Raw genomic sequence first — 5,675 nt, forward strand, 5'->3', positions numbered from 1 at the left:
CTCAAACAGAGTGGACTCGGCCGCGAGCAAGGGCGCTGGGGTTTCGAGGAATACACCGAGCTGAAGTCAATCACCATGATGTAGTGGGGAAAGGTCGCGTGATGGAACTGCTCAAGGACGTCCGGGTCCTCGAGGTGTCACTCTTCTCCACGGATGCACTGGGCGGGCATCTGGCGGACCTCGGCGCAGAGGTGATCAAGGTGGAGCCGCCCGGCGGCGGCGGTTTCCGCGGTGCGGCGGTTTCCGGCGGCGAGCTGCAGGACTCGCACTGGAACCGGGGCAAGAAGAGTGTGGCGATAAACCTGAAAACCAGTGAGGGTCAAGAGGCGTTTCGCCGCCTGGCCGCGAAATCGGCCGTAGTCGTTGACGGTTTACGCTACGGAACCGCGGTCCGGCTGGGCTTCGGCTACGACGACATCGTCGCAGTCAACCCGAGAGTCGTCTATTGCGTGCTCAATGGCATGGGCAGTTATGGGCCCTACACCCGATTGCCCACGCACGGGCTGTCCTTCGACTGTTTCGCCGGCTTGAGTCCGCCGATCATCGAAACGGATGGAACACCCCGACTTTCGGGGGCGGCCACCGGGACGACGGGTGTTCTGGCGGGACCGCTGTACGCGGCGATCGGCGTACTCGCCGCGCTGCACGCCGCCGGCCGCGACGGCAAGTCGCAGTACGTCGAAGTGGCGCAGGTCGATGCGGCGATCAACTGGAACTTTCAGCACCTCACGGCGCTCGCGAACGGTCAGCCGGGCTACGGCGAGGGAATCCGCGCTTCGCTTCGCTACCAGTACTACGAAACGAGCGACGGCAACTACGTGGTGTTCAACGCCCTGGAGGACAAGTTCTGGCGCAGATTCTGCGAGTCACTCGACAGGATGGATCTCTACGAACCGGGGCGCCAGAAGCCGGGGGAGGATGCCGAGGCAGAGGCCCGGCTGCGCGAGCAGTTGACGGCGATATTCAAAAGCCGCACCCGGAGGCAATGGACCGACTTCTTCATCGCGACCGACATCGCAGGGGCGCCGGCATTTTTAGGAGCGGACCTGTTCGAGGACGACCACACGAAGGCTCGTCGGCTCGTCTACGAACAGGCTCAGCCGGATGGAACCTCGCAGCGATTCATCGGAACGTGCATCAAGACCAAACCCGACGAAGACTTTGCACCGCGGGCCGCGCCGCACGTTGGGCAGCACACGGAGGAGTTACTCGCCGCCCTGGCCGGCTACGAACCGGCCGGAATCGCGCGCCTCCGTGCGATCGGTGCCATCTGAAGGCCGGCGGACGACTGTTGACCGGTTGGTCGCGGACCGGCCCCCCGCACGCCCTTCACTGAAGGGGCCATCGATGCCAGCAGTCCCATAGCGGGCTACCACGAGCGCAATCCGCGTTATCGTCTGCTGGTGGCCATATCGACTCCGGTGAGCGCAGCGGTCGTGACGTTCTTTGCGGTGACGGCGTGCGTAACCGCCCCGCTCGGCGCCGCGGACCCGACACCCCAACAGTCGCCGTTCCCGACCGGAAAATCCGGCACCACCATCCACGTCACGGAATACAGCACCGCGACCGCCGACGTCACGCTCAACAACGCGACCTGGATCTCGTCGGGCTGCGGCCTGACCGGCGGGGGCTGCAACGTCGTCGAGCTCACCATCGTCGGCAAGTCCGACACACCGTTCAGCTACAGCACGACCACTCTGACCGCCGCATCCTCTCCGTGGAGGCAAGACCCCTACCGGGACGTACAAGGCGGCTCATCCACCGCTGACTACCAGAAGATCAACAAGACGCCGCCGCTGCGTTCGGGCAGCGTCACCAACGGCCAGACCGCCCACGGATACATCGCCTACGACAGCAGCGTCCACCAGGGCGACGTCTACATCGAGTTCAATGACCCCAACGCCCCGGCGGCGCCCACCCCATTGGCGGGCTGGAAAGTCCACACCTAAGCGCCGCAGTTCGGCGAACGTTGCGGCGACGTCACGCCGATCTCGGGGATAAACTTCGTCGTCGAAGTCCCAGGCGGCGCCGGTAATGCGTGGTTTCCCAGCGACCGCCGAACGTGAAAGTCGGTGGTGCGCGGTGATCGAGCCGGGTAGCGACGCCGCGCTGGAAGTCATGCGCTCCGACGAGGAAGCCGCCAAGGGTTTTAGGGAGTGGCTGGCCGCCGCCGAGCGGGCCGGCCGCAGGGTGCTGCGGCAGCCCGACGGCGCGTATGTGCTGTGGCGCCGCGACGACGTCCTCGCAGCCCTCCGCGATGGCGAGCTTTTCGCCAGCCGCCAAGGCGAGCTGATGCCGGGGAATCCACCGTTCGGCCCGTACCGGACGATCATGGTCGAGCAGTTGTTCACTCCCGGCAATTCGCGGGACATGCTCAGGCCCGTGCGCGCGATCATCGAAAAATGCGTCGACGCCGTAGCGGCACAGCTGGACCGCTGCGACGGTGCGGGCGTCGCCGAGGTCGTCTGGCGCGCAGCCTTCGTCACGGTCTGCGGGCTGCCGACGGACACCGCTCCCGAAGCGGTCAACACGGAGCTGGTGCGGACCATTCGCCAAGCGCCGCAGGGCGGCCCCGACGTGATCAGCATCCTCGCCACCGAACCGCTCTCCGACGAAGAGGTGCTGGGACTGATGGCCTCGGTGGGCCGCGGATTCATCTTCGCCTCGTTCGCGATCAGGGCCGGGCTGGCGGTGCTGGCGCGAAAGCCGATGCTGCAGCGGGAGCTCCGCGAGAACCCGGACCGGCAACGCCGGTTCGTCGAGGAGCTGCTGCGGTTGGACCGCGGGGCGAAGACCGTGTCCCGCATCACGAGCCGCACCGTGACAATCGGCGAAACGACGATCCCGGCCGGATCCCACGTCGAGTTGTACGTCGGATTCGTTCACCGCGACGAGGCCGACGAGATGTCCGGTCATGAGATCAAACTCGATGGTCCGCAGCGGAATTGGAGCTTCGGCGGAGGCCCGCACCGGTGCCCGGCGTCGCATTTGGCGCGCGACCTGCTGACCGTGTTCTTCGAAGTGTGGCTCGCCAGAATTCCGTTCTTCTGGTTCGACTGGGACAGCGGGAAGGTCCCCAAAGCCTGGTATCCCAAGCCCTACAGTGCGTCACCGAGCGACGTTTTCGACGGCTGGTTCCCGGTTCACGTGCCACTCAGGTGGCGACCGGAGCTTTGAGCATGAACGAACCGTGTCCCTGCGGCGGTGACGAAGACTATCGCGCCTGCTGCGGACCGCTTCACGATGGCGAGGTGCAGGCCGCAACGGCCGAGGAATTGATGCGGTCGAGGTATTCGGCGTTCGCCCGCGGTGACGCCGACTACCTGTTCCGCACGTGGCACCCCCGCACGCGGCCGTCCGACGTGACGGTCGATCCGGACATCACCTGGACCGGTCTGAGCGTGCTCGACGCCGTCGCCGGTGGCCCGGAAGACGACGGCGGGGAGGTGGAATTCATTGCCCGTTTCGAGTCCGCGGGCCGCGCCGGCAGCCTGCACGAGCGCAGTCACTTCGAGCGCCGCGCCGGCCGCTGGTTCTACCTCGACGGCGTGGCCGAACAGGCGTAGCCGCGCGTGGCTCATCGGGCCGTTCGCTTCGGCGGGCAGCAGTGTCCGCCACGTCGTGAGCGGACGGCTAAATTACCCGTATGCGCGGTAGTCGCCTGTTCGGTGCGGTCCTGACGATCCTCACAGCGGCCGTGCTGCTGGCGCCCCCCGCCGGCGCGCAGCAACCGTTCAAGCTCACGGACCACATCACCGACAGTGCCGGCGTGTTGACGGATCCCGGTCGGGCAGCGGTCAGCTCGGCGATCGACCGGCTGTACCGCGATCGGCACCTCCAACTGTGGGTGGTCTACATCGACAACTTCTCCAGGTTCAAACCGGAGAACTGGGCCGACCGGACGCGTAACGCCAGCGGATTGGGCGGCCGTGACGTGCTACTGGCCGTGGCCACGAACACCAAGACATACGCTTTCGCGGTGCCGCCGCAGGTACCCGGCCTGACGCCGGCCGAGCTGGAGACGCTGCGGAGCAAGCGAATTGAGCCCGCGGTGGGCGCCAAGGATTGGAGCGGCGCAGCGGTCGCCGCGGCCGACGGGTTGGACGCGTCGGTGACCTCGTCGAAGTCGATCTGGCTGCCGATCGTGGGCGGCCTCGTCGTGGTCGTCGTGGTCGTTGTCGTGGTCGTGGTGTTTCTCCTGCTCTATCGCGCGCGGCGCCGCCGGCGCGGGATCGACACCAGCGGCGGGCAGGTCGACCCCGAGGGACAGTCGCTGGCGCAGGCGTTGTCGACCGCGGACGCCCGAATGCGCCAGGTCTCGGACTACGTCGCCCGGCATCGCCAGAGCGTCGGCGCCGAGGCCGGGGCCCGCGTCGACGAGGCCAAGCGGTATTTGGCCGCGGCGCATGGCAGGCAAGCGACCAACGACAGCGAAGCAATCGCCTATGCCAACAGGGCGTCGACACTGGCCGCTCAGGCGCAAACGCTGGCGAACGCCGACGTGCTCAAGGCGCACCGGCCGCGGCGCGGCGGTGGCACTGCCAGCCGATGAGCGGTGAGACCACCGCCGGCTCGGAACGCCAGTTCAGAAGCATCCGCTCACATGGACTCGGCGCCCGCCTCCCACGCACACGTTGACCGGTGGCGGCGGGGGCGGAAAGTCCTGCGGCAGCGGCGCATACGCGTCCGGCGGTGGAACGTTCGCGTTGATCGTATCGGCGACGTTGGTGCACCCGCTCACCGAAACGCGCCTGCCGACGCTGGCGCAGACGTCCGCGTTGGCAGCACCGGAGGGCTGCACGACGGCATACGTCTCCGGAATCGCGACGAGGGCCAAGATGGCTATCCCTCCTGCGGTCCGGGACCGTAGCTTCATCTGGCTCTCCTCAATCCAGGTCGTGCTTTGGGGCATGCGCGCGAGCGCGCCCCCTCAGTCTGGAGCGGCACCGGGCTGCCCGACCAGCGGTGTCCAGTGGCAACGCTGCCTGATGTCCGCGAGGGGCTGACGGATGTTCTCGAGGTCGGCCTGCTCCTGCGGGTTGGCGTTGAAGTACTGCTGCACATCCTCGCGGATCTGATCTTTCGGCTGGTCCTGAAGGCCGGTGTAGAAGCCGTTCAAGTCCGGATGGGTGTAGAGGTAGGTCGACAGCGCCGCGGCCACACCGGCCGCGACACCGGCGACGTCCGCCGCCGTGCAGTTGGGCGGCGGGGGCGGGGGATCGGCCGCGGCGATCCCCGCGGTGGAGCAGACAAGGGTGCCGGCCACCGCGCCGGCACCGATTGCCCCGACCAGCAGCCGGCGGCGGATCAGATCTACGGGCAACACGAGGGCCCCCTTTGTCCGGCACGGTTCGAGCCGAGGTGAGCAGCAGTTGGCATGGGATTAACTCTGGGCACTGAGCGAGGTCCTTTGCTCGGGCCGAAAGTCACTACCCCAACGGCCAAGCGTCACCGATGTTGGCCTCGGGGGCGACCGGACACCGCGGCTCGGCGGCAAAGGCGCAGCGTTGGGTCGCGGAGCCCCAGGGGTCGCGAAATAGGGTGCGGCAACGGCGGTTACGATCGCTCACCCCGCCGGCCGCCGCCTGTTAGAGGTGGGGGATGCCGGGCAGGGGGATGTGCGGGATGGGCACGGCCGGCGGTCCGGCGGGGATCGGCGGACGCGGCACCGGGAT

General features: G+C 67.4%; 7 protein-coding genes. 5 read left to right on the forward strand and 2 right to left on the reverse strand.

Features of this window, described 5'->3' with window-relative positions; translation table 11 throughout:
* Nucleotides 1-101: 101 nt before the first annotated feature.
* The 5 genes from HMPREF0591_RS23220 (at nucleotide 102) to HMPREF0591_RS23240 (ending at nucleotide 4,552) form a co-directional block, all read left to right on the forward strand.
* The gene (locus HMPREF0591_RS23220) at nucleotides 102-1,274 is read left to right on the forward strand and encodes a CaiB/BaiF CoA transferase family protein (protein ID WP_007171130.1); all 1,173 of its coding nucleotides are present in this window, start codon (nucleotides 102-104) and stop codon (nucleotides 1,272-1,274) included.
* A gap of 135 nt (nucleotides 1,275-1,409) precedes the next feature.
* Nucleotides 1,410-1,949: a hypothetical protein gene (locus HMPREF0591_RS23225; protein WP_341860220.1), complete on the forward strand. Its 540-nt coding sequence runs from the start codon at nucleotides 1,410-1,412 to the stop codon at nucleotides 1,947-1,949.
* Nucleotides 1,950-2,082: 133 nt separating this feature from the next.
* Nucleotides 2,083-3,177 carry a cytochrome P450 gene (locus tag HMPREF0591_RS23230; RefSeq protein ID WP_007171132.1) on the forward strand — a complete coding sequence of 365 codons (1,095 nt, stop codon included), beginning with the start codon at nucleotides 2,083-2,085 and terminating at the stop codon, nucleotides 3,175-3,177.
* A complete protein-coding gene (locus tag HMPREF0591_RS23235; protein WP_085981718.1) occupies nucleotides 3,174-3,566 on the forward strand; it encodes a YchJ family protein in 393 nt (130 codons plus the stop codon). Before HMPREF0591_RS23230 ends, HMPREF0591_RS23235 begins: the two co-directional genes overlap by 4 nt.
* An 80-nt stretch (nucleotides 3,567-3,646) precedes the next feature.
* Entirely contained in the window at nucleotides 3,647-4,552 is a 906-nt protein-coding gene (locus HMPREF0591_RS23240; RefSeq protein ID WP_007171134.1) for a TPM domain-containing protein, read from the forward strand.
* A gap of 33 nt (nucleotides 4,553-4,585) precedes the next feature.
* Here the strand turns inward: HMPREF0591_RS23240 and HMPREF0591_RS31360 are convergent, their stop codons facing one another.
* Both HMPREF0591_RS31360 and HMPREF0591_RS23245 read right to left on the reverse strand, forming a co-directional pair.
* Nucleotides 4,586-4,876 (reverse strand): hypothetical protein, encoded by a 291-nt coding sequence (locus HMPREF0591_RS31360; protein ID WP_083212287.1) that lies wholly within the window; start codon nucleotides 4,874-4,876, stop codon nucleotides 4,586-4,588.
* Nucleotides 4,877-4,930: 54 nt separating this feature from the next.
* Nucleotides 4,931-5,326: a hemophore-related protein gene (locus HMPREF0591_RS23245; RefSeq protein ID WP_007171136.1), complete on the reverse strand. Its 396-nt coding sequence runs from the start codon at nucleotides 5,324-5,326 to the stop codon at nucleotides 4,931-4,933.
* Nucleotides 5,327-5,675 lie beyond the last annotated feature (349 nt).

Source organism: Mycobacterium parascrofulaceum ATCC BAA-614, assembly GCF_000164135.1.
GTDB classification, from domain to species: Bacteria; Actinomycetota; Actinomycetes; order Mycobacteriales; family Mycobacteriaceae; genus Mycobacterium; species Mycobacterium parascrofulaceum.